Origin of the sequence: Streptomyces sp. NPDC059003, from assembly GCF_042740445.1 — a bacterium.
Taxonomy (GTDB): Bacteria; Actinomycetota; Actinomycetes; order Streptomycetales; family Streptomycetaceae; genus Streptomyces.
Genome location: NZ_JBHYJH010000091.1, coordinates 1 through 24,315, shown reverse-complemented (window position 1 = coordinate 24,315; position 24,315 = coordinate 1). Strand labels below are relative to the sequence as shown.

Below are 24,315 nucleotides of genomic sequence, written 5' to 3'. Positions count from 1 at the left end.
CCCCGTGCCACTCGTTCGGCCCAGTACCGGATGTGACCGCACGGTGCGCCTGATGCGCTCGGTTAATGACCACCTCCGAGGCCCCGGCCGGCGCCGCCGAGGAGCCGGTGCCGGAGCCGCCGCTCGCGCCGCCGGGCGAGCGCGGCGCGCTGCGCTGGCTGCGTGCCACGGGGCGGGCCTTCGAACCGGCGCGGCGCGCACCCGTGACGGTGTTCCTCGTCGTCGCGCTGTGGGCCGTGGGCCTGTTCACGGGCAGCCTGGGCGGTGGCCCGGAGGACGCGCTGCTCGACGACGTCGGGGTGGGCGTGCCCGCGCTCGCCGACGGCCGCTGGTGGACCCCGCTCACGTCCGCCCTGTGGTGCTCCGGCATCGGCAACTACATCGGCTCCACCCTGCTGTTGCTGCTGATCGGCTCCGCCGCGGAGGCCCGCATGGGCTCCGTGCGCACCGCCGTCGTCCTCGTCCTCGGGCAGGTGCTCGGCTCGCTGCTCGGCACCGGTGTCGTCAAGATCGGTGAACTCGCGGGCGAGGACTGGCTGGCCGAGCTGGCCTCGGACCTCGCCGCGACGCCCGGCATCGCGGCCTGCGCGGTGGGCGCCTTCCTGAGCTTCCGCCTCAGCGCCCTGTGGCGGCGCAGGCTCCAGCTGATGCTGATCGTCTTCCCGCTGATGCTCGCCCTGTACGTCGGCCACCTCCAGGACGTGCTGCGCCTCACCGGCACCGTCGTGGGCCTCGCGCTCGGCGCGCTCGCGCACCGGGACAGCCACCGTCTGCGCATGCCGCACGCCTCGCACACCGAGGGGCGCGTCCTGGTGGCCCTCGTCGTCGCGGCCTCCGCGCTCGGCCCGCTGATCGCCACCCTCTACAAGGACTCCCTGGGGCCGTTCAACGTCCTCGATCTGTACGTCTCAGGCGGCCCGAGCCCCGAGGAGATCGCCGACGCCTGCGCCGAGCCCGGCGCGGACTGCGACCGCATCCACGCGCAGGACCACTTCTACGGCTCCCCTGCGATGCTCATGGGCATCGCCATCCCGCTGCTGCTGCTCGTCCTCGCGGAAGGGCTGCGGCGCGGTCTCCGGCCCGCCTGGCGGATCACCGTGGCCGCCCATCTGGTGTGGCTCGGCCTGATGGCGTACCTCCTGGGTGACATCGTCGCGCACCCCGATCAGTACGTCCTCGAAGGCAGCGACACCGCCGACCAGAAGGCGGCGATGGTCCAGGCAGTGGTCGAGCAGTTGCTCCTGCCCCTGTTCGTGCTGATCCTGCTGTTCCTCGCCCGAAGGCTCTTCGACCAGCGGCTCGGGCGCCCGACGGTGACGTGGCTCGCCGGGGTGTCCGGCGGGACGCTGCTGTTCGCGTGCCTCGCCTACGTAGGGATCGGTTACGCGGTGCGGGACCAGTTCGCGCCCGACGCGACGTTCGGCCGACTCGTGGCGGGGCTGCCCGCGCAGTTCCTGCCGCCCAGTTACGAACCCCTCTTCTTCAGGGGGCAGTCACCGGTCCCCGTCGGAGGCACGGCGCTGTCTCTGTACGAGTACTGCGGCATGCTCTTCTGGGTGGTCGCGCTGGTCGCCCTCTTCGTGGCGTTCCGGCGGCCTTCGATGGGCGCCGACGCGGGCGCGGCGGCACGCGCGCGTGCCCTCCTGGCCGCGCACGGCGGCTCCACGCTGTCGTACCTGACGACGTGGAAGGGCAACCACTACTGGTTCACCGACGACGGCAGGGCCGCGGTCGCCTATCGCGTGCACACCACGGTCGCGCTCACCACGGGCGACCCGTTCGGTGACCCCTCCGCGCGCGGGGACGCTGTCGACGGTTTCGCCGCCTACTGCGACGAGCGCGCCCTGACCCCCTGCTTCTACAGCGTCACCGCCGACACCAAGGCCCGCACGGACGCGCTCGGCTGGAGTTCGGTACAGGTCGCCGAGGACACCGTCGTACCGCTGCCGGACCTGGCGTTCACGGGCAAGAAGTGGCAGGACGTGCGCACCGCCCTGAACAAGGCCAAGAAGCAGGGCATCACCGCGGAGTGGCACGTCTTCCCCGAAGCGCCGCTCGACCTCACCGACCAGGTCCGTTCGATCTCCGAGGAGTGGGTCGCCGACAAGGGGCTGCCGGAGATGGGATTCACGCTCGGCGGCCTCGACGAGCTCGACGACCCGCACGTGCGCTGCCTCCTGGCGGTCGACGAGGACCGCACGGTGCACGGGATCACGAGCTGGATGCCCGTCTATGGAGCGAACGATTCAAGCCAACCAGTGGGCTGGACCCTTGACTTCATGCGGCGGCGGTCGGACGGATTCCGCGGGTCCATGGAGTTCCTGATCGCGTCCGCGGCCCTCGGCTTCAAGGAGGAGGGCGCCCAGTTCCTCAGCCTGTCGGGTGCGCCGCTCGCCCGCGCGGACACCGGCACGCCGCCCGCAGCGCTGCAGCGGCTCCTGGACCACGCGGGCCGCACCCTGGAGCCGGTGTACGGCTTCCGGTCGTTGCTGCACTTCAAGGCGAAGTTCCAGCCCGAGTACCGCCCGATGTACATGTGCTACCCCGACCCCGCGGCGCTGCCGAGCATCACCCGCGCCATCGGCAAGGCGTACCTGCCGCACATGTCGCCGTCCCAGGGAGTGCGCCTGATGCGGAAGCTGGCGGCATAGCCGTCCACGCCCAGGAACGACCGCGCAAGGAATCCGCCACCGGCGGGAACTCCAAGATCCGGCGCGGCGTTGGACAGGTGGAACGGCTCGAACGCAGCACACGCACCGGCAGGCACCCGGACACCACCCATCCGCACACCGTCTTGACCGTCAGGAGAGAGCGACATGGCAGGCTTCCTGGACCGCGCCAGAGAACAGGTGCAGCAGGGTCTCACCCAGGGCAAGCAGAAGCTGGACGACGTCCAGGCGCAGCGCACCGGCAACGACCTGCTGAAGCAGCTCGGCGCGGCGTACTACGCGGAGCGGCGCGGCAACGGCACTCCGGACGCCACCCAGCACGCGCTGTCGGCCCTGGAGGCGCACATCGCGACGCACGGCGACGGCTTCCTCCGCGGCTGACCGCCCCCGCACCGCCGACCTGCGCCCGCGCTGACCGGATCGGCTCGCACGCGGCCCCGAACAGACGACGAACAGATGGTTCGCGCTCGGATGTTCCGGTATCAACCAGCGTACGAGGCGGTCCGCGACCGGCGGCCGTCGCGCCCGCTAAGGAGGCGGCCATGGCCACACCCATGTCCGCGAACAGGTTCCTGGACGCGCTGCGGGACGAAGGCGTCACCGTCGTAGAGGTCGGCGACTGGCGCGAGCACAACCGCAACCACAAGGGCCCCTGGGGCCCGGTGCACGGCGTGATGATCCACCACACGGTGACGTCGGGGGCCGAGAAGACCGTGCGGATCTGCCGCGAGGGCTTCGAGGGCCTGCCGGGCCCGCTGTGCCACGGCGTCATCACCAAGGACGGCCGCGTCCACCTCGTCGGCTACGGCCGCGCCAACCACGCGGGCCTCGGCGACGACGACGTCCTGCGCGCCGTCATCGCCGAGAAGGCCCTGCCCCCGGACAACGAGGCGAACACCGACGGCAACCGCCACTTCTACGGCTTCGAGTGCGAGAACCTCGGCGACGGAGACGACCCCTGGACCGAGGCCCAGCTGGACGCCATCGAGCGGGTCTCCGCGGCGGTCTGCCGCCACCACGAGTGGACGGCCCGCTCGGTGATCGGCCACCTGGAGTGGCAGCCCGGCAAGATAGACCCCAAGGGCTTCACGATGGACTCGATGCGGGACCGCATCCACGAGCGGCTGAAGTAACCCCGGAGGGACAATGGCGGGGTGTCCCGCACCCCGCCGACCCCCACCGCCCTGCGCCCGGACCTGCCGACCCCCCTCCAGCCGGTCACAGACCCGCGCTTCGAGGCACACGGCGTCCGCCTCCTCCTGAAGCGCGACGACCTCATCCACCCGGACCTGCCCGGCAACAAGTACCGCAAGCTGGTCCTCAACCTGGAGCACGCGCGGGCGGCGGGCCACACCACTCTGCTCACGTTCGGCGGGGCGTACTCCAACCACCTCAGGGCCACGGCCGCGGCGGGCCGTCTCCTCGGGTTCGCCACCGTCGGCGTGGTCCGTGGCGACGAGCTGGCCGACCGCCCCCTCAACCCGTCCCTCGCCCGGTGCGCGGCCGACGGCATGCGCCTGCACTTCGTCGACAGAACGACGTACCGACAGAAGAAGAATCCTTCCGTCGTGGCGGCGATCCAGCGCGAGGCGGCCGCCCAGGACGCGTACGTCATCCCTGAGGGCGGCAGCAACTCCCTGGCCGTGCGCGGCTGCACGGCCCTCGGCGACGAGCTGCGCGACCGCACCGACGTCGCCGCCGTGGCCTGCGGCACCGGCGGCACCCTCGCGGGCCTGGCCGCGGGCCTCGCCCCGCACCAGCGGGCGCTCGGCATACCGGTCCTCAAGGGCGGGTTCCTGACCTCGGAGATACAGGATCTGCAACGCGCCGCGTTCGGCTCCGCCACCGCCAACTGGAGCCTGGACGAGCGCTTCCATTGCGGCGGCTACGCCCGCACCACCGACGAGCTCACCGCCTTCGCCGACGACTTCGAGGACCGGCACGGACTCCCCGTGGAGCGGGTCTATGTCGCCAAGCTCCTGTATGCGCTGACCGCCCTCTCCGAAGAGGGCGCCTTCACCCCGGGGACAACGGTCACGGCCGTGGTCACCGGCACGCCGCCCGACCTCCCGGCCGGGCGACCGGCTCCTCGCCCCTGACCGCTCCTGGAACTTCTCACTCCTGGACCTCCCGGTAGGCGGCCGCCTCCTCCAGGTCCAGCTTGCGCAGCAGGGTCCGCATCAGCTCGTCGTCGATGCGCCGCTCGTCCCGCATCCGCACGAACACCTCGCGCTCCGCGGCGATCGCCTCGCGCGCGAGCCTGCGGTAGGTGTCGTCCGCGGACTCCCCGGTCACCGGGTTGGACTGGCCGAGCCGCTCCCACACGGAGTTGCGGCGCCGTTCGAGAACCGTGCGCAGACGGTCCTGGAGGGGCCCTGGCAGCCGATTGCGCTCGTCCGACATCAACTCGTCCAGACGGGCCTCCGCGGCCTGTGAGGCGGCGTTCTGCGCCTGCGCCTCGGCGAGCGTCTGCGCCTGCGTGTCGGGCCCGGGCATCCTGAGGACCTTGATGAGCCAGGGCAGCGAGAGCCCCTGCACCACCAGAGTGCCGATGACCGTGGTGAAGGTCAGGAAGAGCACGAGGTTGCGGGCGGGGAAGTCCGCGCCGTCGTCCATGGCGAGCGGGATGGAGAAGGCGATCGCCAGCGACACCACGCCCCGCATCCCGGCCCAGCTGACGATCAGCGGACGCCGCCAGTCCATGTCGCTCTCCCGCTCCCGGATCCGCTTCGACAGGACGCGCGGCAGATACGTCGCCGGGTACGACCACACGAAGCGCACCAGGACGACGAGGACGAAGACCCCGGCGGCGTACCAGACGGCCTGCCCCACGCTGTACTCGCCGAGGTCCCGCAGGACGACGGGCAGTTGGAGCCCGATGAGCGCGAACACCGCCGACTCCAGGAGGAAGCCGACGACCCGCCACACCGCGGCCTCCTGGAGCCGCGTCTCGAAGTCCACCTGCCAGGAGCGGTGCCCCAGATAGAGGGCCACCACGACCACGGCGAGCACTCCGGAGGCGTGCACCTGCTCCGCGGCGGCGTACGCGACGAAGGGGATGAGCAGCGACAGGGTGTTCTGCAGCAGCGCCTCCTTCAGATGGGTGCGCAGCCAGTGGATCGGCACCATCAGGAGCAGCCCGACGCCGATCCCGCCGACCGCGGCCACCAGGAACTCCTGGATGCCGCCCGCCCAGCTCGCGCCCTCGCCGACGGCCGCCGCGAGTGCCACCTTGTAGGCGGTGATCGCCGTCGCGTCGTTCACCAGTGACTCGCCCTGGAGGATCGTGGTGATGCGTGAGGGCAGCCCCACGCGGCGCGCGATGGCCGTGGCCGCGACGGCGTCCGGCGGCGCGATCACCGCCCCCAGGACGAGCGCGGCGGTCAGCGGAAGATCGGGGATCAACAGGTACGCGAGCCAGCCGACGACCACCGTTGCGAACAGAACGTAACCGACGGAGAGCAGCGCCACGGGCCGCACATTGGCGCGCAGGTCCAGATACGAGCTCTCCAGGGCGGCCGTGTGCAGCAGCGGCGGCAGCACCAGGGGAAGCACGATATGCGGGTCGAGGTGATAGTCGGGCACCCCGGGGAGATAGGAAGCGATCAGTCCCACGCCGACGAGGAGCAGCGGTGCGGGCACCGGCGTCCGGCGCGCGGCACCCGCCACGGCGGCGCTCGCCGCGATCAGTGCCACCAGTGGCAGTACGTCCATGACAAGGTCCTCCGCCGCCCGCTCTGCCGTCGTAACCTGGCCATCATGAACGAGTGCTCGCACGTCAGCGCGCTGCCCCACCCCGAACCCGAGCCCTTGAGCGACACCTGCCCGGAGTGCCTGGCGGCCGGCAGCCACCCCGTACAGCTGCGGCTGTGCCTGGAGTGCGGGCACGTCGGCTGCTGCGACTCCTCGCCGTTCCAGCACGCGACGGCCCACTTCAAGGAGACCGGCCACCCCGTGATGAGGACCTTCGAGCCGGGCGAGAGCTGGCGTTGGTGCTTTGTCGACGGTTCGATCGTCTGAGGCCTGGGTACGTCAACCCGACGCTCGTTCTTTCCAATTGGGCCCGCAAAACCCCTAGCCACTGTCCGTACCCGTAGGCTTACTATGAGTGACAGCAACGGGGCGGGGCCCCCGGGACACGGAACTGAGCAGCGCGGTAGCGTCACCGCTGAAAGACGAGGTGCGTTACCCGAGTGACGCAGTCCGGGCCGCCGCAGTGCGGCCCCGGAGCCCCGAAAGTGCTTGTACCACCTTGGAGGTGAGGGTGTCCCAGATCGCAGGCGAGCCCGGGAATCAGGACTTCGTGGAGGTCCGCCTCCCGGCTGCGGGTGCCTACCTGTCGGTGCTGCGTACGGCCACGGCCGGCCTCGCGGCGCGCTTGGACTTCACCCTGGACGAGATCGAGGACCTCCGCATCGCGGTCGACGAGGCGTGCGCGATCCTGCTCCAGCAGGCCGTGCCCGGCTCCGTGCTCAGCTGCGTCTTCCGCCTCGTCGACGATTCGCTGGAGGTGACCGTCTCGGCGCCCACCACCGACGGCCGTGCCCCGGAGCGGGACACCTTCGCCTGGACTGTCCTCTCGGCCCTCGCGGGCAAGGTCGACTCGTCGGTCGGCGACGACAAAACCGTTTCGATCAGCCTCTACAAACAGCGCGGCGCGGGACCCGGGCCGGCGTGAGGAACGGGGACGGGCCGGTGCGGGACGAAGAGCGCGGAGCGCGCGGCAAACACGGTCTGCCCGCCCGCGGCAGGGGCGGAACACGTCCGACCGGGGGGCGCGGCCCGGCAGAGCCGGGGCCTGTCCCCGGTGGCATCCCCGAGCAGCAGGCAAGGCCGCACCCCGAGGACCCGGAACAGTCGGGCCCGCCGGTGGCGGCCGACAGGGCAGCGATGCCAGAGCAGGCAGAGCCGACGACCGCCGAGGACGAGTTCGACGAGCTGTCCGGCCCGGTCGGCGGGCGACAGGACCAAGTAGGCGCCGCACGCAGGGGGTCCCCCCGGGCGTCCAGCACTGGGGGCGGCTCCCCGGAAGGGCGGCGGCTGGTGACGGGCGGGACGATGAGCGAGCACGAGCAGCACAGCCGGCACGATCCACAGGACCGCAGCGGCGCGCGAGCGATGTTCGTCGAGCTGCGCTCGCTGAAGGACGGCAGCCCGGAGTACGCGGAGCTGCGCAATCAGCTGGTCCGCATGCACCTGCCGCTCGTGGAGCACCTGGCCCGCCGCTTCCGCAACCGCGGCGAGCCGCTCGACGACCTGACACAGGTCGCCACGATCGGCCTGATCAAGTCGGTGGACCGCTTCGACCCGGACCGCGGCGTGGAGTTCTCGACGTACGCGACGCCGACGGTCGTCGGCGAGATCAAGCGCCACTTCCGCGACAAGGGCTGGGCGGTGCGCGTACCGCGGCGCCTGCAGGAGCTCAGGCTCGCCCTGACCACGGCGACCGCCGAGCTCTCCCAGCTGCACGGCCGCTCCCCCACGGTGCACGAGCTCGCCCAGAAGCTGGCCATCTCCGAGGAGGAGGTCCTGGAGGGCCTGGAGTCGGCCAACGCGTACTCCACGCTGTCGCTCGACGTCCCGGACACGGACGACGAGTCCCCGGCCGTCGCGGACACCCTGGGAGCGGAGGACGAGGCCCTGGAGGGCGTCGAGTACCGCGAGTCCCTGAAGCCGCTCCTGGAGGACCTGCCGCCGCGCGAGAAGCGCATCCTGCTCCTTCGCTTCTTCGGGAACATGACGCAGTCGCAGATCGCCCAAGAGGTCGGCATCTCCCAGATGCATGTCTCACGGCTGCTCGCGCGCACGCTGGCCCAGCTCCGGGAGAAGCTCCTCGTGGAGGAGTGAGCCGCCTTCCCGGCGCCTTCTCAGCACCTTCGGCGCGGTTCTCGACGGGTGTCGCAGCGACTGCCCAGCGACTCTCCTCAGCGGCTTCTCAACGACTCCTCAGCGGCTCTCGCCGCCTTCTCGCACCTTGCCGGGGCCCTCGATGCCGAGGGCCTCGGTCGTTGCGGGGTTGATCAGCAGGACGAGCGTGGCGACCGCGACGACGGCCAGGGCGATGCCGCCCGGAATCATCGCGCTGTCCGCCTGCAGCAGCTGCCACGCGACGGGCAGCGCCATGATCTGCGTGATGATCGCGGGCCCCCGGGCCCACCGGCGCAGCCGCATCAGTCCGCGCGCCGCGAGCAGCGGGAGCAGCGCGAGGACGATCAGCGTGACGCCTCCGGTCACGGCCTGCCGCGGATTGTCGGGGCTGCCCGCGAGGCCCATCACGAGCATGTACGCACCGCCGACGACGAGGGCGAGGCCCTCGAGGGCGGCGAGCGCCGCGGCGGCCGTCAGGCGCCCGGGACGCGGACCCGTCTCCGGGGCTTCAGGGGTGGTCTTCGGCTCAGTGCTCACCATTCGAGGGTAGCCGCGAGGGCGCACGCCCCGGCACGACGGTGCGTCCGGGGCGCACCGGGTACAGGGACGCTCCAGCCGGGCACCAGGACCAGGGCTTGAGGAAGACCTCGGTCTGGGCCGGGTAAAGACCGGTGGGTAGTCTGCTGCGCATGCGTGCACTACTCGTGGTCAATCCGGCGGCTACTACCACCAGTGCGCGCACGCGTGACGTACTGATCCACGCGCTCGCGAGCGAGATGAAGCTCGAAGCGGTCACTACGGAGTACCGCGGTCACGCCCGGGACCTCGGCCGCCAGGCGGCGGAGAGCAAGGACATCGAGCTGGTCGTCGCCCTCGGCGGCGACGGCACCGTCAACGAGGTCGTCAACGGTCTCCTGCACAACGGCCCCTCTCCGGAGAACCTGCCCCGGCTCGCCGTGGTCCCCGGGGGCTCCACGAATGTGTTCGCCCGCGCCCTGGGGCTGCCGAACGACGCCGTGGAGGCGACCGGCGCCCTGCTGGACGCGCTGCGTGAGGGCAACGAACGGACGGTGAGCCTCGGCCGCGTCTCGGGCACCCCGGGCACGGAGGACGAGGCGGTGCCGCCGCGCTGGTTCACCTTCGCGGCCGGGCTCGGCTTCGACGCGGGTGTGGTCGGCCGGGTCGAACAGCACAGGGAACGGGGCAAGCGCTCGACGCACGCCCTTTACGTGCGCCAGGTGGTACGCCAGTTCCTCGGGGAGAGCGACCGCAGGCACGGTTCGATCACCCTGGAGCGGGCGGGCGAGGAGCCCGTGACCGACCTCGTGATGTCCATAGTCTGCAACACCTCTCCGTGGTCCTACCTGGGCAATCGCCCGCTGTACGCGTCCCCGAAGGCGTCCTTCGACACGGGCCTCGACGTGCTCGGCCTCAAGCGCCTTTCGACCGCATCGGTGGCCAGGTACGGCACCCAGCTCCTGCGCTCGACGCCCGAGCGCGGCCCGCACGGCAAGAACGCCGTGTCGCTGCACGACCTGACCGACTTCACCTTGCATTCGAAGGTGCCCCTGCCGCTTCAGATGGACGGCGACCACCTGGGGCTGCGGACGAGCGTGACGTTCACAGGCGTACGCCGTGCACTGCGTGTGATTGTGTGAGTGGAAGGGCCTAAAGTCCTTTCACTCGAACGTTTAGGCCAGGATCCACCCCATGGAAGTACGGCTGTGACCCAGTCGACACTGAGGAATCAAAAAAAACTTTCCGGAAGGGGTTGTATCCGCCGCCGAGGTTTGCGAATCTCTACATGGCGATCGGGACGGCCCGCATCATCGGCCCCCAAAGAGAGCCAGAACCCCTCCTCTCACACAAGGTCCACACCAGGCAACTGGGAGTCGGCCCTTCCCGCGCGGAGGGATTCGTGAAAGCGTTCACATTCACAAGCAATCTGCATGTAAGACCAAGGAGAGGTAGCAGCCATGGACTGGCGTCACAACGCCGTTTGCCGCGAGGAAGACCCCGAGCTGTTCTTCCCCATCGGCAACACCGGTCCTGCGCTGCTGCAGATCGAGGAAGCCAAGGCCGTCTGCCGTCGCTGCCCTGTCATGGAGCAGTGCCTGCAGTGGGCGCTTGAGTCCGGCCAGGACTCCGGCGTCTGGGGTGGCCTCAGCGAGGACGAGCGCCGCGCGATGAAGCGCCGCGCCGCCCGCAACCGGGCGCGCCAGGCCAGCGCCTGACGCCCACGCCCCCACGAGCCTGAGCCCGGCGGCGCGTACAGCGAGTACGCAACCCCCGCCCCCGAGCCGCAGCCGCGCAGTACCCCCGGTGCGCATCGCAACGTGAGCGAGAAGCCCCGGACCGACACGGTCCGGGGCTTTTTGCTGTGCGGGACTCACTGCCGTCCGGTGGCCGCGGGCCGCGCGTCGGCCGTCGGCTACTTGTCGGCCCGTACCGGGATGTCGAGGACGACCCGCGTGCCGCGCTCCGGAGCGCGGACCATGTCGAACGTGCCCCCCAACTCGCCCTCCACGAGGGTGCGTACGATCTGCAGCCCCAGGTTGCCCGAGCGGTGCGGGTCGAAGTCGTCCGGCAGGCCGACGCCGTCGTCCTGGACGGTGATCAGCAGGCGGGCCTCCTTGGGCGTGCCGCCGCGCACCGCGGAGACCTCGACCGTGCCCGTGTCGCCCTGACGGAAACCGTGCTCCAGGGCGTTCTGCAGGATCTCCGTGAGGACCATCGACAGCGGCGTCGCGACCTCGGCGTCGAGGATCCCGAAGCGGCCCGTGCGCCGGCCCGTCACCTTGCCGGGTGAGATCTCCGCGACCATGGCGAGGACGCGGTCGGCGATGTCGTCGAACTCCACGCGCTCGTCCAGGTTCTGCGAGAGCGTCTCGTGGACGATCGCGATGGAGCCCACCCGGCGCACCGCCTCCTCGAGCGCCTCACGGCCCGATACGGAGTCGATGCGGCGCGCCTGGAGCCGCAGCAGGGCCGCGACCGTCTGGAGGTTGTTCTTCACCCGGTGATGGATCTCCCGGATGGTGGCGTCCTTGGTGATCAACTCACGCTCGCGGCGGCGCAGTTCGGTGACGTCCCGAAGGAGCACGAGCGAGCCGATGCGCGGGCCCTTCGGCTTCAGCGGGATGGCGCGCAGCTGGATCACTCCGTCACCGCCCTCGATCTCGAACTCGCGGGGCGCCCAGCCGCTGGCGAGCTTGATCAGCGCCTCGTCCACCGGCCCCCGGGACGGGGCGAGTTCGGCGGTGGCCTTGCCCAGGTGGTGGCCCACCAGGTCGGCGGCGAGGCCGAGGCGGTGGTACGCCGACAGGGCGTTCGGCGACGCGTACTGGACGATGCCGTCCGCGTCCAGGCGGATCAGCCCGTCACCCACGCGCGGGGAGGCGTCCATGTCGACCTGCTGCCCCTCGAACGGGAACGAGCCCGCGGCGATCATCTGGGCCAGGTCGGACGCCGACTGGAGGTAGGTGAGCTCCAGGCGCGAAGGGGTGCGCACCGTAAGGAGGTTGGTGTTGCGGGCGATGACGCCGAGGACGCGGCCCTCCCTGCGTACAGGGATGGACTCGACCCGCACCGGGACTTCCTCGCGCCACTCCGGGTCGCCCTCGCGCACGATGCGGCCCTCGTCGAGCGCGGCGTCCAGGAGCGGCCGGCGGCCGCGCGGGACGAGGTGGCCGACCATGTCGTCCTGGTAGGAGGTGGGGCCGGTGTTGGGACGCATCTGCGCGACGGAGACGTAACGCGTGCCGTCACGGGTGGGGACCCACAGGACGAGGTCGGCGAAGGACAGGTCGGAGAGCAGCTGCCACTCCGAGACCAGCAGATGCAGCCACTCGAGGTCGGAGTCGCCGAGGGCTGTGTGCTGACGTACGAGGTCGTTCATGGAGGGCACGTGTGCGAGCGTACCTGGCGGTCCGCGCGGGCCCGGAAGTCCGCTCCCGCCGGGGCGGCCCCGGCGGCTCCCCGACGGGCCGCGGCGCCAGGGCGGGACCCTCAACCCGGCCCCAACACCGCAGCCCTTCAGGTGCATCGGCAGCTGGAATGTGCGGTACCGGCCGCCGACTCGGGAGAACCCGGCGCGGTCAGGGCAGAGAGCGCCGGCTCCTCGGTCCGCCCTCCTGTGCGGGGAGAGCGGTGCTTTACCTCCGCATTGTGGACTAGACCATTCTCCCCTGTCCATGCATCGGAAGATGTTTTGTCCGCCGGATCTCCCCCAGGGCAGGCGATGCGCGACCGGCGGTCGGCTCGGGCGGTGCGCGACCGGCGGTCGGCTCGGGCGGTGCGCGACCTGCGGTCGGCTCGGGCGGTGCGCGACCTGCGGTCGGCTCAGGCGTGGTGCGCCGGGGCGGGCGCCGGCCAGGCCAGCATCGCCATCCGGGCGATCGCGTCCAGCTCCTCGCGCGTGGCGCCGTCCCGCGACTGCTGGGACAGGCCCTGCAGGACCGCGCCCGCATACCGGGCCAGGACCGTGGCGTCCGTGCTCTCGGGCAGTTCGCCGGAGGCGATGTCCGCTCTTATGCGCTGCTCCATCGCCGCGATGTTGGCGTTGCGCCGCTCGCGGAGCGTCTGCTCGACCTCGGGCGTCGTGCAGTTGGTCGCCGCGTGGATGACGAGGCAGCCGTGCGGGTGCGTCGGGTCCGTGTACTCGACCGCGGCCTCGCGCAGCATGCGCTCGATGCCGGCGCGGGCCGTGGGCTCCTCCTCCATCGCGCGCCCGCCGAAGGCCCCGTACGACACGGCGTAGCGCTGCAGGACCTCCCCGAACAGCGTCCGCTTGTCGCCGAAGGCCGCGTACAGGCTCGGGGCGCCGATCCCCATCTCGCGGGTGAGGTCGGAGACCGAGGTCACCTCGTACCCGTGCTCCCAGAACTGTCGCAGGGCCTTCTCCAGCGCCGTCTCCCGGTCGAAGGAGCGGGGCCTGCCTCGCTGTTTCGTCGCCATGGAAAAAATTCTATAGCGGGCGCTAGAAAAGTGGGAGCGGGATCGGGTACGGTTCTTTGTGTAGCGACCGCTAGAGAAAAAGGGGGCGCCTGATCATGGGTGCGCTGACGGGGAATTCGGCAGAAGGCTCGACGGAGACGGGTGCGGAGCCTGGCACGGAGCCCGGTACGGAGATGGGCGCGGAGGCGTCCGCGGGGCGCCTCGCGGGCAGGACCGCGCTGGTCACGGGCGGCAGTCGCGGCATCGGGCGGGGCATCGCCGAGCGGCTCGGCAGGGACGGCGCCCGGGTCGGGGTGCACTTCGGCAGCAACGCGGCGGCCGCGAAGGAGACGGTGGCGGCGATCGAGCGGGCGGGCGGTTCCGCGTTCGCGATCAGTGTGGAGCTGGGCGCGCCCGGGGACGCGCGGGCCCTGTGGTCGGCGTTCGACGCGCACGCGGACGGCCTCGACATCCTGGTGAACAACGCCGGGATCGGCACGTCACGGCCGTTCGCGGAGACGAACGAGGCGGAGTTCGACCGGCTGTTCGCGGTGAACGCGAAGGCTCCTTACTTCATCACGCAGCTCGGCGCGGAGCGGCTGCGGGACGGCGGGCGCATCATCAACATCTCGTCGGGCGTCTCCCGCGCCGCGGTGCTGCCGGACATCATGACGTACGCCATGACGAAGGGCGCCCTGGACGTCTTCACGCGGAACCTGTCGAAGGTCCTCGGCCCGCGGGGCATCACGGTCAACTCGGTGGCGCCGGGCATCGTCGACACCGACGTCAACGCCGCCTGGCTGCGCGGTGACGACAACAAGGACGCGTGGGCGGGCGCGGCGGCGATGTCCGCCCTCGGCAAGGTCGGGACCCCTCAGGACATAGCCGACGTGGTCGCCTTCCTCGCCTCGCCGGACGGGCGGTGGGTGACGGGTCAGTGGATCGACGCGACGGGGGGATCGCTGGCCTGAGGGGTACACGCCTTCGCGCGGGCGACACACGTCACCGTGCCTCCGTCACCGCGCCTCCGTCACCGCGCCTCCGTCACCGCGTCTCCGTCACCTTGGCCAGCGCCCTCGGGGCGTCGGGGTCCTGGCCCCGGGCGATCGTCACCTCGTAGGCGAGGAGTTGGAGCGGGATGATCTCCAGGATGGGCTGGACCTCCTCGGCCACGTCCTCCGTCGGCAGGACGAAGCCCGCGGAGGCCTGCTCGACCTGGGCCTTGGGGCCGATGACCACGAGGTCGGCGCCGCGGCCGCGCAGCCGGTCGAGCACGGGCTGCAGCACATCGCCTCCCCTGCCGTCCGTGACGACCGCGATGACCGGCGAGATGTTGTCGACCATGGCGAGGGGGCCGTGCAGAAGGTCGGCGCCGGAGTAGGCGAGGGCGGGGATGTAGCTGGTCTCCATCAGTTTCAGGGCGGCTTCCTTGGCGGTGGGGTAGCCGTAGCCACGGGAGGTGATCACCATGCGTTCCGCGAACCGGTAGCGGGCGGCGAGCGTCCGGATCTCCGGCTGCCGGTCCAGGAGCTCGGCGGCGAGCCCGGGCAGCGCGTGGGCCGCGGCGCCGTCGCCGCCGCGCAGGCCCTCGACGAACAGGTACAGGGCGAGCAGGGAGGCGGTGTAGGTCTTCGTCGCCGGGAGGGCCTTCTCGGGTCCGGCGAGGATGTCGATGTGGTGTTCGGAGACGGCGGCCAGGGGGGAGTCCGGGTTGTTGGTGACCGCGAGGGTGAGGGCGCCGGCCTCGCGGGCGGCCTGGGTGGAGGCCACGAGGTCCGGTGAGCCGCCGGACTGGCTCACGGTGATGACCAGGACGTCCCGGAGGTCGGGTTTGGCGCCGTAGGCCGTGGTCGTGGACATGGAGGTCAGCCCGCAGGGCAGGCCGAGGCGGACTTCGATGAGGTACTTGGCGTAGAGCGCGGCGTGGTCGGAGGTGCCGCGGGCGGTGAGCAGGACGAAGCGGGGGCGCTTCGCGGCGACCTCTTCGGCGGTGCGGCGGATGTTCGGGGCGCCGGTGTCGAGGAGGCGGCGCAGCACGTCGGGCTGTTCGGCCATCTCGCGCGACATGATGCGGCCGGGCTGCTCGCTGTACGGGGATGACGGCGTCACGGTCATGCCTACCACTGTGCTCGCTCCGGGCCCCGAACGCTCCTTCGCCCTCAAGAGGGCGCGCTCGATTCGCCGACGTGAGCTTCCCCCGGCCTCGGGGGCGGCGCCGTGGAGGGGTCCCCTATGGGGTGGGGTGCCCCACGGGCCGGGGTGCGTTGCGACTGGAGCGCGCTGGTGGGGGCGGACCGGGTGCGGGGAGGCGAGGGCTGGCGTCGCGTGATGCGGGAAGGAGGTGGGAGTGAGGGGCGTCCGGCCAGGTGCGAGGGGAGACGGGTGCGCAAGGAGGGGGCGAAGAGCATCAGGTCCGGTGGCCGACCAGGCTCGGTGGGCTGTGTGGGCCAGTGGCCGCTCGGGCCCGGAGCTGGCTCGGTACGGGCGGCGCCGCCAGGGAGAGGGCGAGTCCGCGAGCCGGGGGATCGGCGGCTCCGCACGCGGGGTGACTCCATGGACAGGGGCTCAGCAGGCACGGGCGGCCCCGTATGCCGCGGGGCCCGGCTGCTCTGCAGGAAGGGGGCGGCGGGTTCCGCAAGCCGGGGGGGGCGACGCAAGCCGGGGGGAACTCCGTAGCCGCAGGCCGGCCCGGCAGGTGCGGGGCGGCCCCGCACGCCGCGAGGACCGGCAGCCCCGCAGGCATGGGGTGGCTCTGCGTGCCGCGGAGACCTGCGGCTCCGCAGTCATGAGGGTGACCGGCTCCGCAGCAGAGGGGACACTCCCCCGGCAGGCGTGACTCCGTAAGCGTGGGATGACTCCGTCGGCGCGGTACGGGGTGCCCCGCAGACAGAAAGCCAGTGGCCCCGCAGGCAGACAGCAGCGGCCCCGCAAGCAGGAGGCGCCCCGGAGAGCAGGAGGCTGCGGCTGCGGCTGCGGCTGCGGCTGCGGCTGCGGCTGCGGCTGCGGCTGCGGCTGCGGCTATACAAGCAGGAGACGGTTACCCGCAGGCGGACGGGGGCGGCCCCCGAGAGGGCAGGAGACGGCGGCCCCCAGGACTAGGGGCGGCGGCTCCGCGTAGGACTAGGGCCGCGGCTCCGCGGGCGGGCCGGGTGGGGAAGGCCGAGCATGGGTGTGAGAGGGCTCTGTCCTGGGGGCTCGCTCTGCTAGATTGGTCTATACCACACCACTTGGGGGTACTCCCCCTTCCGTCTCCCCCACATTCCCTCTTCAGATCGGCAGGCCCAGCGTGGAAGTTGTCATCGTCCCGGACGCCGAGGCAGGCGGCGAGCTCATCGCGGAGGCCATGGCCGCCCTGGTGCGCCGCAAGGCCGACGCCCTGCTCGGTGTCGCCACCGGTTCGACCCCGCTGCCCATCTACGAGGCGCTGGCCGCCAAGGTCCGCGCCGGAGACGTGGATGTGTCGCGGGCTCGGATCTGCCAGCTCGACGAGTACGTGGGGCTGCCCGCGGGGCACCCGGAGTCGTACCGCTCGGTGGTGCTGCGTGAGGTCGTGGAGCCGCTCGGTCTGAGCGAGGACGCGTTCATGGGGCCGGACGGCAGCGCCGAGGACGTGCAGGGCGCCTGTGAGGCGTACGACCGGGCGCTCGCCGAGGCGGGCGGTGTGGACCTGCAGCTGCTCGGGATCGGCACGGACGGGCACATCGGGTTCAACGAGCCCTGCTCGTCGCTGGCCTCGCGGACGCGGATCAAGACGCTGACCGAGCAGACGCGGGTGGACAACGCGCGGTTCTTCGACGGCGACATCGACCAGGTCCCGCACCACGTCATCACGCAGGGCATCGGGACGATCCTGGAGGCGCGGCACCTGGTGCTGCTCGCGACGGGCGAGGGCAAGGCGGACGCCGTCGCGGCCACCGTCGAGGGGCCGGTCGCGTCGATCGTGCCCGCGTCGGCGCTCCAGCTGCACCCGCACGCGACGGTCGTCGTGGACGAGGCGGCCGCGTCCAAGCTGAAGCTCGGGGACTACTTCCGGCACACCTACGCCAACAAGCCCGCCTGGCAGGGGCTGTAGGCAGGGCCCTGGTCAGCCGCAGCGGCAGCACGGCAGTACCACGGAGGGGGCGCCCCAGAAGCCTGGGGCGCCCCCTCCGTCGTATGCCGTCAGGCTGTCAGGCCGTCAGGCCCCCGCGATGGCCTCCGCCGCCGCGGTACCGCACACGCGGGCCGCGCCGTGCGTCGCGATGTGCAGCGCGCCCACGGGCTTGGCCTGGGGGACGCCCATCTCGACCACGACGGTGTCGGGGCGGGCCGCGAGCAGGTGGTCGAGGGCCGCGGCCATCCACGCGTGGCGGTGGGCGTCGCGGACCACGGCGACGATGCGCCGCTCCCCCGCCGCCGCCAGGGCCTGTTCGCCCGCGCGGTCGCCGGAGAAGGAGCCGGTCGCGGTGCCGGGCAGGCGGCGGGTGAGGTCGGCGGCGACGCCCCACGGGGTCTCGTCGCCGACCGCGATGTTGGCGAGCGGGGTGAAGGCGGCGACGTACGGGGCGTCGGTGAGCGGGCCCGCGTAGGTCGCGCTGTGGGTGACCGTCAGGGCGCGGCGGGCCGCGCGCAGGCCGATCTCGGGGTCGGGCACGGCACCCCCGGTGGACCGGGACGTCCAGGCGGCGAGTGCGCGGACGCGGGCCGCGGCGTCGGCGAGCCGCTCTTCGGGGAGTTCGCCCGCGCGGACGGCCGAGACGAGGGCGTCGCGCAGGCGCCGCACGGTCAGGTCGTCGTTGAGGCCGCCGCCGACGCAGATCGCGTCGCAGCCCGCGGCGATGGCGAGGACGACGCCGCGCTCGATGCCGTACGTCCCGGAGATCGCCTGCATCTCGATGCCGTCGGTGACGATCAGGCCGTCGAAGCCGAGTTCGCCGCGGAGCAGGTCGGTGAGGATGCGGCGGGAGAGCGTCGCGGGGTGGTCCGGGTCCAGGGCAGGGACGCGGATGTGCGCGCTCATCACGGCGCGCGTGCCCGCGGCGATGGCGGCCCGGAACGGCACGAGTTCGCGGGCGTTCAGCAGGTCCGGGTCGATGTCGATGTGCGGGATCGCGTGGTGCGAGTCGACCGCGGTGTCGCCGTGGCCGGGGAAGTGCTTGGCGCAGGCGGCGACGCCGGACGACTGGAGGCCCTCGATGTACGCGGCGGTGTGCCGGGCCACCAGGTCCGGGTCGGCGCCGAAGGAGCGTACGCCGATGACGGGGTTGTCGGGGTCGGAGTTGACGTCGGCCGACGGCGCCCAGTTGAAGTTCACGCCGCACTCGGCGAGACGGCGGCCGAGCTCGGCGGCGACGCCCCGGGTGAGGGCCACGTCGTCCACGGCGCCGAGCGCGTGGTTGCCGGGGAAGGACGAGCCGGTGCGCACTTCGAGGCGGGTGACGTCGCCGCTCTCCTCGTCGATGGCGACCAGGATGTCCTCGCGCTCGGCCCGCAGCTGGGCGGTGAGCGCGGCCAGTTGCTCGGGCGTGTGGACGTTGCGGCCGAACACGCCCACGGAGGCCAGGCCCTCGCCGATCCGGCGGAGCAGCCAGTCGGGGGCGGTGGTGCCGTCGAAGCCGGGCTGGAGGACGGTGAGGGCGTCGCGCGTCAGGGCGTCCGGCGCGGCAGGGGAAGAGCTCATGAGTGTGCGTTATCCCTTCACAGCACCGTCGGTGAGGCCGGAGACGGCGCGGCGCTGGAGGAAGACGAAGAGGAGCAGGATCGGGATGGCGAAGATCGAGGACGCGGCCATGGTGGCGCCCCAGTCGTCGCCGTAGACGGTCTGGAAGCTCGGCAGCCAGGCCGGGAGCGTCTTGGACTCCGGGTCCTTGTTGACGAGGAGGGCGATCGGGAACTCGTTCCAGGCCGTGATGAAGCCGAAGAGCGAGGTCGACATCAGGCCGGGGGCGAGCAGCGGCAGGATGACGCGGCGGAACGCCTGCATGCGGGTGCAGCCGTCGACCATCGCCGACTCCTCGAGCTCCTTGGGCACGGCGGCGACGAAGCCGCGCAGCGTGAGGATCGTGAAGGGCAGGATCATCACCATGTAGAAGAGCGTCAGCGGCACCAGGCTGTTCAGCATCTCGGCGTCGCGCACGATCATGTAGATCGCGATGACCATGACTTCCCAGGGCGCCATCTGGGCCAGCATGAAGCCGATGATGAAGCCCCTGCGGCCCTTGAACCGCATGCGGGCGAGCGCGAAGGCCGAGAGCAGGGCGATGATGAGGGAGAAGACGACCGCGAGGACGGTGACGGTCACCGAGTTCATGACCATCGTCCAGAAGTGGTCGGCGTCGACGGCCGTCGTGACGTGCTCGAAGGTGACGTCGAAGGGGATCCAGACGGGGTCCTCGCTGATGATGTCGCCGGTCGGCTTGAAGGCCGTGGCGAACATCCAGTAGACGGGGAAGACGAAGCCGATGAAGAGGAAGACGGCGATGACGTTGGGCCAGAGGCGGCCGAACCGGGAGCGCTTCACACGTCCTCCTCTTGCTTGAGCACGATGCGCAGGTGGTACGCGGTCAGGAAGAGCATGATGATGATGGTCAGCATGGCGATGGCGGAGCCCATGCCGTAGTGCTGGTTGCCCGAGCCCTCGATGTAGGCGTAGACGGGCAGGATCTCGGTGAGCCGGTCCGGGCCGCCCTTGTTGATGGCGTAGACCTGGGCGAGGGCCTTGAAGACCCAGATGACCTCGAGGAAGGTCGTGGCGTACAGGAAGGGCCGCAGGAACGGCAGGGTCACGGAGGTGAACTGCTGCCAGGCGCCGGCGCCGTCGAGCGACGCGGCCTCGTAGAGCTCCTTGGGGATGGTCGTGGTGGCGGCGTACAGGTTGATCGCCACGAACGGTATCGACTGCCACACGATCAGCGTGATGATCACGAAGAACGTGGAGTACTGGCCGCCGAACCAGTCGTAGTCGGCCATGGAGCTGAAACCGACCTTGGCGAGGACCCAGTTGACGACGCCGTAGCGCTGGGCGAACAGCCACTGGTACACGGTGGTGCCGGCGATCGGGGGCATGGCCCAGGCGAGCACGAGGCCGAAGAGCAGCAGCCGTCGCATCTTGCTGCCGAGCTTGGCGAGCAGCAGTCCGATCAGGGTGCCGAGCACCATGATGAGGACGACGTTGACGGCGGTGAAGACGACCGACCGCCCGGTGACGCGCCAGAAGTCCTCGCTCTTGAGGACTTCCTTGTAGTTGTCGACGCCGTTCCACTCGGTGAGATGCAGGATGACCTGTCTCATGTTGAGGTTCTGGAACGACAGGATCCCGTTGTTCACCAGCGGCCAGCCCAGGAACACCAGGGTGGCCACGAGCGCGGGAAGCAGCAGCAGATAGGGCGCGAGGGCCCCGGCCCTGGCGCGGGGCGTGCGCGGGGCCCCCGTGCGCCCGCCGCCCGACTTCACTACCTCCGGCGGGCCGGAGGGCGGCCGTTCGGTCTGTACGGTCATGCTCGCCATCTCTCTCATCGGCACGTCACACAGGAATGCGCCGGGGGCGGCGAGGCAAGGGGCCGCGGGCACGACCCTGCCTGTTGTCACCGCCCCCGGCGGGGCGCTTCCTTACTGCTTCTGCGACAGGCGCTTGTTGAACTCGCCCTCGACCTTCTTCGCGGCGTCGGCGGGCGATTCGCCGTTCATGACCGCGGTCAGGTAGCTCTTGATCGGGTTGGGCTCGTTCTCGACGGCGGCCCACTCCGGGATCAGCGGGGTGATGCCACCGCCGGCGGCGGCGGGGGCCATGGCCTCGGCGGCCGGGTTGCCCTTGAGGTTGGACTCCAGGGCCTGCTTGTTCGGGATCACGCCGCCTTCCTTGGCGAGCTGGCCCTCGAACTTGTCGGACAGGGCGATCTTCAGGAACTCCTTGGCGAGCTCCTGCTTCTCGCTGGTGGCGGCGACGGCGAGGTTGGAGCCGCCGAGGAAGACGCCCTCGGGCTTGGCGGCCGTGGCGCCGGGGATCGTGAAGTAGCCGATGTCCTTCTCGATCTTCTTGTTGGCCTTGATGGCCGTGGCGGCCTCCCAGCTCATGCCGACGAAGGCGCCGGTCTTGCCCTTGGCGAAGACCTCGGCCTGCTGCGGGGTCGCCTCGTCCTTGTTCTTCGGCGCCTTCGACAGGGCCTGGAACTTCTTGTACGTCTCAGCGGCCTTGGCGACCTTCGGGTCGGCCAGGTTGGAGACCCACTTGTCGCCGTCCTTCTTGACCAGCTCGCCGCCCTCGCCGATGACGAGGCCCACGAAGTGGTACCAGTTCTGGCCCGGCAGGTAGATCGGCTCCGCGTCGGTCTTGTCGCCGATCTTCTTCAGGTCGGCGTAGAACTCGTCACGGGTCTTGGGCGTCTTCTTGATGCCGGCGTCGGCCCAGATCTTCTTGTTGTAGAGCACGACGCGGTTGAGCACGAACCACGGGGCGGCGTACTGCTTGCCGTCGACGACCGTGGACTTGTTGACCGACTCGGTCCAGTCGGCGCCGACCGACTTCTTGAGGTCGCTCAGGTCGGCGAGGCCGCCGGACTTGGCGTAGGCGGCGGTCTGGGTGTTGCCGATCTCGAAGACGTCCGGCGGGTTCTCCTCGGAGAGGGCCGCGGTCAGCTTCGGCTGGATGTCGTTCCACTGCTGGACTTCGATCTTCAGCTTCGCGCCGGTCTTCTTCTCGAAGGCCGCCTTGACGTCCTTGGTCCAGCCGTCGGGCGTCGAGCCGTCCATGGCCCAGAGCGTCAGCGTCTCACCCTTGAAGTCGTTCGCCCCGGACTTCTTGTCGTCCTTGTCGTCACTGCCGCAGGCCGCGATCGAGACCAACATGCCCGCGACACCGATAGCCGCGATGAGCTTGCGCTTCACAGTCATCCTCCTTTGGATGCCAGCCAACCCCCCACCCGCAGCGACCAAGAGGACCGAAAGTCGAAAGTACTGCCCGTGGGACTGGACCTGGTCTTTAATGGTGTAGACCAGTACGGGGGAGCTTGGCCTAGACCTTTTGGGGTGTCAAGGGTGTATAAGAAGGGCAGTCGCGTCCGTTACCGGACCGACACCTGAGTGGGCGCGGCTCCCCCGGGAGTTCGCGGCTTCGCTCGAACAGGGGGGACCCCCCTGCCCCGGACCGTGCCACGATGTGAGCCGCGACAGACGGAGGAGCCGGTGACGGCAGCAGCACAGGAGCCGGTGACAGCACAGGAGCCGGTGACAGCACAGGAGCCGGGAAGGCGGAGCATGGGCACAGAGGCGGGCAGCACCCAGACCGGGGCGGGCACGCCCGCGACGGCGTCCGCGAGCGCGGCGTCCGCCGCGCCCCTGTCCACGGCCCCGTCCGGCCCCACGGGCTCCGGCCCGGCAGGCTCCGGCCCCGCGGGCTCCGGCCCGGCAGGCTCCGGCCCCGCGGGCTCCGGCCCCACGCCCACCACGGCCGCCGCGCCCACCCCCGGGGACGGCTCGGGCCCCGGCAAGTCCGTCCGCCCCGCCCGCGTGCCCAAGTACTACCGCCTGAAGCGGCACTTGCTCGACATGACCGAGACCCTGCCGCCCGGCACCCCGGTCCCGCCCGAGCGCACGCTCGCCGCCGAGTTCGACACCTCGCGCACGACGGTGCGCCAGGCCCTGCAGGAGCTGGTCGTCGAGGGCCGCCTTGAGCGGATCCAGGGCAAGGGCACGTTCGTGGCCAAGCCGAAGGTGTCGCAGGCGCTCCAGCTCACCTCGTACACCGAGGACATGAAGGCCCAGGGCCTCGAACCCACCTCCCAGCTCCTGGACATCGGGTACATCACCGCCGACGACACCCTCGCCGGGCTCCTCGACATCGCCGCCGGCGGGCGCGTCCTGCGCATCGAGCGACTGCGCCTCGCGAGCGGCGAGCCGATGGCCATCGAGACCACGCACCTGTCGGCCAAGCGCTTCCCCGCGCTCAGACGCTCACTGGTGAAGTACACGTCCCTGTACACGGCGCTCGCCGAGGTCTACGACGTGCACCTCGCCGAGGCCGAGGAGACCATCGAGACCTCGCTCGCCACGCCGCGCGAGGCGGGCCTGCTCGGCACCGACGTGGGCCTGCCGATGCTGATGCTGTCGCGGCACTCGCTCGACGGCGGGGGCAAGCCGGTGGAGTGGGTGCGGTCCGTCTACCGGGGCGACCGCTACAAGTTCGTGGCCCGCCTCAAGCGGCCGCAGGACTGACGGGCCACCACCCGTACGGTTCTCGTCGCGTCCGCCCCGTAGCGCGGATCACTTTCCTGGCCTACCGTCCTCCCGTCACCGCAGACAACGGGAGGACGGTCCGTGCGCGCAGCGAATCCGAAGACCATCGCCCTGTGGACGCTCGTCGCGCTGGTCGGCGCCGCGGGCTGGACCGTCCTTGCGCTCTCCCGGGACGAGGAGGTGTCGGCCGCCTGGATGGTGGCGGCCGCCCTCGGCTCGTACGCCATCGCCTACCGCTTCTACGCGAAGTTCATCGCGTACAAGGTGCTGAAGGTCGACAAGCGGCGGGCCACTCCCGCGGAGCGGCTCGACAACGGCATCGACTACCACCCGACCGACCGGCGCGTGCTGCTCGGCCATCACTTCGCGGCGATCGCGGGCGCGGGGCCGCTCGTCGGTCCGGTGCTCGCCGCCCAGATGGGGTATCTGCCGGGCACCATCTGGATCATCGCGGGCGTGATCTTCGCGGGGGCCGTGCAGGACATGGTGGTCCTGTTCTTCTCCACGCGCCGCGACGGCCGTTCGCTCGGGCAGATGGCGCGCGACGAGATCGGCCCGTTCGGCGGGGCCGCGGCGCTGCTCGCCGCCTTCGCCATCATGATCATCCTGCTCGGCGTGCTCGCCCTGGTGATCG

General features: G+C 71.1%; 22 protein-coding genes. 13 read left to right on the top strand and 9 right to left on the bottom strand.

What is annotated here, in order from left to right:
- Positions 1–65 precede the first annotated feature (65 nt).
- From ACFWZ5_RS27805 to ACFWZ5_RS27790, 4 genes are all read left to right on the top strand, one after another.
- Positions 66–2,651: a phosphatidylglycerol lysyltransferase domain-containing protein gene (locus tag ACFWZ5_RS27805; RefSeq protein WP_384795751.1), complete on the top strand. Its 2,586-nt coding sequence runs from the start codon at positions 66–68 to the stop codon at positions 2,649–2,651.
- A 165-nt stretch (positions 2,652–2,816) separates the two neighbouring features.
- Positions 2,817–3,050: a hypothetical protein gene (locus tag ACFWZ5_RS27800; RefSeq protein ID WP_384795749.1), complete on the top strand. Its 234-nt coding sequence runs from the start codon at positions 2,817–2,819 to the stop codon at positions 3,048–3,050.
- 161 nt (positions 3,051–3,211) lie between these two features.
- Positions 3,212–3,802, top strand: coding sequence for an N-acetylmuramoyl-L-alanine amidase (locus tag ACFWZ5_RS27795; RefSeq protein ID WP_384795747.1), 591 nt, complete (start codon positions 3,212–3,214; stop codon positions 3,800–3,802).
- A gap of 21 nt (positions 3,803–3,823) precedes the next feature.
- Positions 3,824–4,768: a 1-aminocyclopropane-1-carboxylate deaminase/D-cysteine desulfhydrase gene (locus ACFWZ5_RS27790; RefSeq protein WP_384795745.1), complete on the top strand. Its 945-nt coding sequence runs from the start codon at positions 3,824–3,826 to the stop codon at positions 4,766–4,768.
- Between the two features lie 16 nt (positions 4,769–4,784).
- Here ACFWZ5_RS27790 and ACFWZ5_RS27785 read toward each other — a convergent pair whose 3' ends face one another.
- Positions 4,785–6,383: a Na+/H+ antiporter gene (locus ACFWZ5_RS27785; protein WP_384795743.1), complete on the bottom strand. Its 1,599-nt coding sequence runs from the start codon at positions 6,381–6,383 to the stop codon at positions 4,785–4,787.
- Positions 6,384–6,428: 45 nt separating this feature from the next.
- On the opposite strand from ACFWZ5_RS27785, the gene ACFWZ5_RS27780 reads away from it, so the two are divergent.
- The 3 genes from ACFWZ5_RS27780 (at position 6,429) to ACFWZ5_RS27770 (ending at position 8,516) form a co-directional block, all read left to right on the top strand.
- Positions 6,429–6,689, top strand: coding sequence for a UBP-type zinc finger domain-containing protein (locus ACFWZ5_RS27780; protein ID WP_384795741.1), 261 nt, complete (start codon positions 6,429–6,431; stop codon positions 6,687–6,689).
- 244 nt (positions 6,690–6,933) lie between these two features.
- Complete coding sequence (locus ACFWZ5_RS27775) at positions 6,934–7,347, top strand: anti-sigma regulatory factor (RefSeq protein ID WP_138961726.1); 414 nt, start codon at positions 6,934–6,936, stop codon at positions 7,345–7,347.
- Entirely contained in the window at positions 7,344–8,516 is a 1,173-nt protein-coding gene (locus ACFWZ5_RS27770) for an RNA polymerase sigma factor SigF (RefSeq protein ID WP_384795739.1), read from the top strand. Before ACFWZ5_RS27775 ends, ACFWZ5_RS27770 begins: the two co-directional genes overlap by 4 nt.
- Positions 8,517–8,615: 99 nt before the next feature.
- On the opposite strand, the gene ACFWZ5_RS27765 is transcribed toward ACFWZ5_RS27770, so the two are convergent.
- On the bottom strand, positions 8,616–9,077 hold the full coding sequence (locus ACFWZ5_RS27765) for a hypothetical protein (RefSeq protein WP_384795737.1): 462 nt from the start codon (positions 9,075–9,077) through the stop codon (positions 8,616–8,618).
- A 149-nt stretch (positions 9,078–9,226) separates the two neighbouring features.
- On the opposite strand from ACFWZ5_RS27765, the gene ACFWZ5_RS27760 reads away from it, so the two are divergent.
- Both ACFWZ5_RS27760 and ACFWZ5_RS27755 read left to right on the top strand, forming a co-directional pair.
- Positions 9,227–10,195, top strand: coding sequence for a diacylglycerol/lipid kinase family protein (locus tag ACFWZ5_RS27760; protein WP_384795735.1), 969 nt, complete (start codon positions 9,227–9,229; stop codon positions 10,193–10,195).
- A gap of 318 nt (positions 10,196–10,513) precedes the next feature.
- On the top strand, positions 10,514–10,771 hold the full coding sequence (locus ACFWZ5_RS27755) for a WhiB family transcriptional regulator (RefSeq protein ID WP_016639615.1): 258 nt from the start codon (positions 10,514–10,516) through the stop codon (positions 10,769–10,771).
- Positions 10,772–10,968: 197 nt separating this feature from the next.
- Here ACFWZ5_RS27755 and ACFWZ5_RS27750 read toward each other — a convergent pair whose 3' ends face one another.
- Positions 10,969–12,435, bottom strand: a complete 1,467-nt coding sequence (locus tag ACFWZ5_RS27750; RefSeq protein WP_384795787.1) for a sensor histidine kinase — start codon at positions 12,433–12,435, stop codon at positions 10,969–10,971.
- Positions 12,436–12,878: 443 nt separating this feature from the next.
- Positions 12,879–13,493 (bottom strand): TetR/AcrR family transcriptional regulator, encoded by a 615-nt coding sequence (locus ACFWZ5_RS27745; RefSeq protein ID WP_384795733.1) that lies wholly within the window; start codon positions 13,491–13,493, stop codon positions 12,879–12,881.
- Positions 13,494–13,666: 173 nt separating this feature from the next.
- On the opposite strand from ACFWZ5_RS27745, the gene ACFWZ5_RS27740 reads away from it, so the two are divergent.
- A complete protein-coding gene (locus ACFWZ5_RS27740) occupies positions 13,667–14,443 on the top strand; it encodes an SDR family oxidoreductase (protein ID WP_384795785.1) in 777 nt (258 codons plus the stop codon).
- A gap of 73 nt (positions 14,444–14,516) precedes the next feature.
- Here ACFWZ5_RS27740 and ACFWZ5_RS27735 read toward each other — a convergent pair whose 3' ends face one another.
- Complete coding sequence (locus ACFWZ5_RS27735; RefSeq protein WP_384795731.1) at positions 14,517–15,587, bottom strand: SIS domain-containing protein; 1,071 nt, start codon at positions 15,585–15,587, stop codon at positions 14,517–14,519.
- 1,171 nt (positions 15,588–16,758) lie between these two features.
- On the opposite strand from ACFWZ5_RS27735, the gene nagB reads away from it, so the two are divergent.
- Positions 16,759–17,544 (top strand): glucosamine-6-phosphate deaminase, encoded by a 786-nt coding sequence (gene nagB / locus ACFWZ5_RS27730; RefSeq protein ID WP_384795729.1) that lies wholly within the window; start codon positions 16,759–16,761, stop codon positions 17,542–17,544.
- Between the two features lie 105 nt (positions 17,545–17,649).
- On the opposite strand, the gene ACFWZ5_RS27725 is transcribed toward nagB, so the two are convergent.
- From ACFWZ5_RS27725 to ACFWZ5_RS27710, 4 genes are all read right to left on the bottom strand, one after another.
- Positions 17,650–19,131 carry a glycoside hydrolase family 3 protein gene (locus ACFWZ5_RS27725; protein ID WP_384799111.1) on the bottom strand — a complete coding sequence of 494 codons (1,482 nt, stop codon included), beginning with the start codon at positions 19,129–19,131 and terminating at the stop codon, positions 17,650–17,652.
- Between the two features lie 9 nt (positions 19,132–19,140).
- Positions 19,141–19,971, bottom strand: coding sequence for a carbohydrate ABC transporter permease (locus tag ACFWZ5_RS27720; protein WP_384799108.1), 831 nt, complete (start codon positions 19,969–19,971; stop codon positions 19,141–19,143).
- Complete coding sequence (locus tag ACFWZ5_RS27715) at positions 19,968–20,948, bottom strand: carbohydrate ABC transporter permease (RefSeq protein ID WP_384799105.1); 981 nt, start codon at positions 20,946–20,948, stop codon at positions 19,968–19,970. Before ACFWZ5_RS27715 ends, ACFWZ5_RS27720 begins: the two co-directional genes overlap by 4 nt.
- Positions 20,949–21,059: 111 nt before the next feature.
- Positions 21,060–22,334, bottom strand: coding sequence for an extracellular solute-binding protein (locus ACFWZ5_RS27710; protein WP_384799102.1), 1,275 nt, complete (start codon positions 22,332–22,334; stop codon positions 21,060–21,062).
- A gap of 369 nt (positions 22,335–22,703) precedes the next feature.
- Between ACFWZ5_RS27710 and ACFWZ5_RS27705 the strand changes: the two genes are divergently transcribed.
- Together ACFWZ5_RS27705 and ACFWZ5_RS27700 are read left to right on the top strand one after the other, a co-directional pair.
- Positions 22,704–23,660, top strand: a complete 957-nt coding sequence (locus tag ACFWZ5_RS27705) for a GntR family transcriptional regulator (RefSeq protein WP_384799099.1) — start codon at positions 22,704–22,706, stop codon at positions 23,658–23,660.
- A 102-nt stretch (positions 23,661–23,762) separates the two neighbouring features.
- A partial coding sequence (locus ACFWZ5_RS27700) for a carbon starvation CstA family protein (RefSeq protein WP_384891381.1) occupies positions 23,763–24,315 on the top strand: 553 nt, incomplete at its 3' end.

Excerpts from the sequence above, each read along its gene's own strand:
- ACFWZ5_RS27805 (WP_384795751.1), top strand. The coding sequence starts at position 66 with ATGACCACCTCCGAGGCCCCGGCCGGCGCCGCCGAGGAGCCGGTGCCG.
- ACFWZ5_RS27800 (WP_384795749.1), top strand. The coding sequence starts at position 2,817 with ATGGCAGGCTTCCTGGACCGCGCCAGAGAACAGGTGCAGCAGGGTCTC.
- ACFWZ5_RS27795 (WP_384795747.1), top strand. The coding sequence starts at position 3,212 with ATGGCCACACCCATGTCCGCGAACAGGTTCCTGGACGCGCTGCGGGAC.
- ACFWZ5_RS27785 (WP_384795743.1), bottom strand. The coding sequence starts at position 6,383 with ATGGACGTACTGCCACTGGTGGCACTGATCGCGGCGAGCGCCGCCGTG.
- ACFWZ5_RS27780 (WP_384795741.1), top strand. The coding sequence starts at position 6,429 with ATGAACGAGTGCTCGCACGTCAGCGCGCTGCCCCACCCCGAACCCGAG.
- ACFWZ5_RS27765 (WP_384795737.1), bottom strand. The coding sequence starts at position 9,077 with ATGGTGAGCACTGAGCCGAAGACCACCCCTGAAGCCCCGGAGACGGGT.
- ACFWZ5_RS27760 (WP_384795735.1), top strand. The coding sequence starts at position 9,227 with ATGCGTGCACTACTCGTGGTCAATCCGGCGGCTACTACCACCAGTGCG.
- ACFWZ5_RS27755 (WP_016639615.1), top strand. The coding sequence starts at position 10,514 with ATGGACTGGCGTCACAACGCCGTTTGCCGCGAGGAAGACCCCGAGCTG.
- ACFWZ5_RS27750 (WP_384795787.1), bottom strand. The coding sequence starts at position 12,435 with ATGAACGACCTCGTACGTCAGCACACAGCCCTCGGCGACTCCGACCTC.
- ACFWZ5_RS27745 (WP_384795733.1), bottom strand. The coding sequence starts at position 13,493 with ATGGCGACGAAACAGCGAGGCAGGCCCCGCTCCTTCGACCGGGAGACG.
- ACFWZ5_RS27740 (WP_384795785.1), top strand. The coding sequence starts at position 13,667 with ATGGGCGCGGAGGCGTCCGCGGGGCGCCTCGCGGGCAGGACCGCGCTG.
- ACFWZ5_RS27735 (WP_384795731.1), bottom strand. The coding sequence starts at position 15,587 with ATGACCGTGACGCCGTCATCCCCGTACAGCGAGCAGCCCGGCCGCATC.
- ACFWZ5_RS27725 (WP_384799111.1), bottom strand. The coding sequence starts at position 19,131 with ATGAGCTCTTCCCCTGCCGCGCCGGACGCCCTGACGCGCGACGCCCTC.
- ACFWZ5_RS27715 (WP_384799105.1), bottom strand. The coding sequence starts at position 20,948 with ATGACCGTACAGACCGAACGGCCGCCCTCCGGCCCGCCGGAGGTAGTG.
- ACFWZ5_RS27705 (WP_384799099.1), top strand. The coding sequence starts at position 22,704 with ATGGGCACAGAGGCGGGCAGCACCCAGACCGGGGCGGGCACGCCCGCG.